At 40.6% G+C, this 2,852-nt stretch carries 2 protein-coding genes and 3 pseudogenes; 3 read left to right on the plus strand and 2 right to left on the minus strand.

Translation table 11 applies throughout. The annotated features are described in order from the left end of the window. Positions 1-587, plus strand: a pseudogene (locus tag J582_RS24425) (IS256-like element ISAba26 family transposase); the annotation flags it as partial. Positions 588-626: 39 nt separating this feature from the next. Here the strand turns inward: J582_RS24425 and J582_RS24430 are convergent. Further along, a pseudogene (locus tag J582_RS24430) lies at positions 627-926 on the minus strand (terminase); the annotation flags it as partial. Then, positions 910-1,451 (minus strand): annotated as a pseudogene (locus J582_RS0105460) (DUF2280 domain-containing protein). The pseudogenes J582_RS24430 and J582_RS0105460, both read right to left, overlap by 17 nt. Before the next feature lie 45 nt (positions 1,452-1,496). Between J582_RS0105460 and J582_RS24440 the strand changes: the two are divergent. Together J582_RS24440 and J582_RS24450 are read left to right on the plus strand one after the other, a co-directional pair. Then, complete coding sequence (locus tag J582_RS24440) at positions 1,497-1,664, plus strand: hypothetical protein (RefSeq protein ID WP_155519061.1); 168 nt, start codon at positions 1,497-1,499, stop codon at positions 1,662-1,664. Positions 1,665-1,687: 23 nt separating this feature from the next. Beyond that, positions 1,688-2,847 (plus strand): IS3 family transposase gene (locus tag J582_RS24450; protein WP_085945698.1). Its coding sequence is split into 2 segments (ribosomal slippage): positions 1,688-1,922 and positions 1,922-2,847, totalling 1,161 coding nucleotides; the frame shifts between segments, so codons are not numbered across the junction. Positions 2,848-2,852 lie beyond the last annotated feature (5 nt).

Consider the following 2,852-nt stretch of genomic DNA (forward strand, 5'->3'; position numbering starts at 1 on the left):
CCAAATTCTGGCTGTCAGTCATGACAGAGCTAAAAAATCGAGGAGTACAGGACATTCTTGTTGCCTGTGTAGATGGATTAAAAGGCTTTCCTGACGCGATAGCCTCTGTTTACCCTCATACTGATATTCAACTGTGTATTGTGCATGTTGTACGCAATAGCCTGAGATTTGTAAGCTGGAAAGACTACAAGGCTGTTACGTCGGGTCTGAAAGCGATTTATCAGGCAAGTACAGAGGAAAATGCTTTAAAGTCCCTAGACATCTTCTGTGATCAATGGAATCACCAGTATCCAAAAATTGGAAAATCCTGGCGGGCAAATTGGGAAAATATCCGAACGATCTTTAGATATCCAGCCGAAATACGTCATGCTATTTATACAACAAATGCGATTGAGTCGTTGAATAGCGTGATTCGCCATTCAACTAAAAAGAGAAAGATCTTCTCTTCTGATGATTCAGTGAAAAAGGTCATTTATTTAGCAACTTCAAATGCTGCTAAAAAATGGACAATGCCAATTCAAAATTGGCGTTTAGCGATGAATTGGTTTACGATTCAGTTCGATGATCGATTAAAAGATCATTTATAAAAAATGGAACTTACACAAAATAATTTACAGGCTCGTTTCAGGCTTACCAGCTCGCCAAGATGCTGGAATAGCTTGTTTTAGTCGCTTCCAGAAAACCCGTTTTGCTTGCTTAAAGGTAGGCGCTGCATACCAGATTTCATCCTCTACCGAAACATTCCATTTAGCCGCTAGGCTTGCGGCTCTTCGCATTTCCGCTTTGGCCAAGAATGTTTTACCGAAACGTCGGCCACAAACAGCATCACGTAATCGGGCTTCTTTTTGCCAGCCCCACAAATAAATATTGGCTTGCTTAGGCGTTAATTGAACTGAACCTTCTGGAGGATTAAAGCATTGGCTCATTTGGTATCTCCTCATCAGGATTCAGCACAAGCTTGTAATCCTCTTCAGGTGGATTTACCTCACGTTGTAACTTCAGAAGTTCAAGTTTTTTAATCTCAAGTTCTACTTCAGCTTTAGTTTGGTTCGCTTCAGAATTACCACCTTTATTATTTTGTTCCCCCTTCTTCTCATAAAACCCTTTCATGATCTTTTGTATTTGGTCCACGATCTTAATTGTCATGGTCACATTGTTTTTTTAGTCCAAAGCAAATCACTTAAAATCTTCAACTGAACAATGTCATTTGCTCCACTGATTTTATTTAGTGGCTGACTCAAATACTCTTCCCGTGTATTTTCGAAAATTTCTTTGAGTTCCTTACTTAAGTCTCTCCCAGCAAACTTTGTAGGGTTATATGACTCTACCTGCTGTCTCGAAACATCAATGTCAAATTCCTCCTTGACGAGACTTACTGTTTCTTGAGGGGTGTTAAACACAGCAAGCGATTGTACAATAAAGAGTTTCTGCTTTTTGTTTAATGTCGCCATTTCTCTCTATCCGTCAAGGTACGTCAAGGAAACATGGCAAAAAAAATGAGCCAAAAGGCTCAGGTAATTACACAGTTTCCACAGCATTTAGAAATATCTAAATCAGAAACAAACGGCGGGTTTTTAGCGACTTCAACAAGCCGCTTAACACTGTCATTAGCTCCTGATCCTAGCCAAAATAATGGACAGTACTTCCCTCTAAAGATAACGTAACGTTAACTTTGGAGATCCAAGAAATGGCCAAACGTTTTAGTGCTGAATTTAAACAGCAAGCAATTGATTATGCACTTTCAAACTCACACGAGCCTATAGCTGCAATCGCCCAGAAATTAGGTGTGGGTTATTCAACTTTAGACAAATGGATTCGTGAAACCAATCCAGTGGGTTCAAGCAAACGTCAACTTTCACCAGAACAACAGCGGATCTTGGAATTAGAGAAAGAAGTCAAACAGCTCAAGGAAGCCAATGACATCTTAAAAAAAGCGCATGTGTACTTTCTAACAGATCATGCCAAGAAAAGTACACGGTAATTCAAGATCTAGATATGAATGAAGTCACGGTATCTTCTGCCTGTAAATACCTAGGTGTCAGCACTTCAGGCTATTATGCCTGGCGAAAACGTCAGGCCAATACGGTAGAGAAATATAATGATTTAAAAGCCGTATATTGGCAGCATCATGCACGATTGGGTGCACCTTCATTGGTACATGACATGCATGATTTAGGTTACAGCATGAGTGAACGCACTGTTGGAAGAATGCTGAAAAATCTGGGTTTACGCAGCAGGATTGCGCGTAAATACAAGCATACGACTGATTCAAACCATCGTTTGCCTACAGCACCCAATCTGTTAGAGCGTCAATTTACAGTCATTCAGCCTAACAAGGTTTGGACAACGGATATTACCTATATCCGTACCAAGCAAGGTTGGCTGTATTTATGTGTGATGCTGGATCTATTTAGTCGTCGTATCGTGGGGTGGCAAACCAGCCATCGAATAGACCGCCAGTTGGTGTGTGATACGTTTAACTATGCAATGGCTCGTCAGGGTTATCCAACTGGTGTTATGGTTCATTCGGACCAAGGTTCACAGTACTGTAGTCGTGATTTTAGAGCGCTGTTACTGACAAATGATTGTACTCAGAGTATGTCTAGACGTGGAAACTGTTGGGATAATGCAGTGACTGAAAGCTTCTTTCATACATTGAAAGGTCATGTGGTCCATGGCAGTGTGTTTGCCACTCGAAAAGAAGCGAATGCTGTCTTGTTTGACTATATTGAGATTTATTACAATCGGGTCAGAAGACATTCTGCAAATGGCTGGTTAAGCCCTGAAGCCTTTGAGAAGAAATATTTTAAGAATTTAGAGGGATTTGTTGTCCACGATACTGTCTAGGATCA

Source organism: Acinetobacter sp. 1566109, assembly GCF_000582255.1.
In the GTDB taxonomy this organism is placed as follows: Bacteria; Pseudomonadota; Gammaproteobacteria; order Pseudomonadales; family Moraxellaceae; genus Acinetobacter; species Acinetobacter nosocomialis.

Coding starts and splice junctions, on each gene's coding strand:
- J582_RS24440 (WP_155519061.1), top strand. CDS start 1,497: ATGAGCCAAAAGGCTCAGGTAATTACACAGTTTCCACAGCATTTAGAA.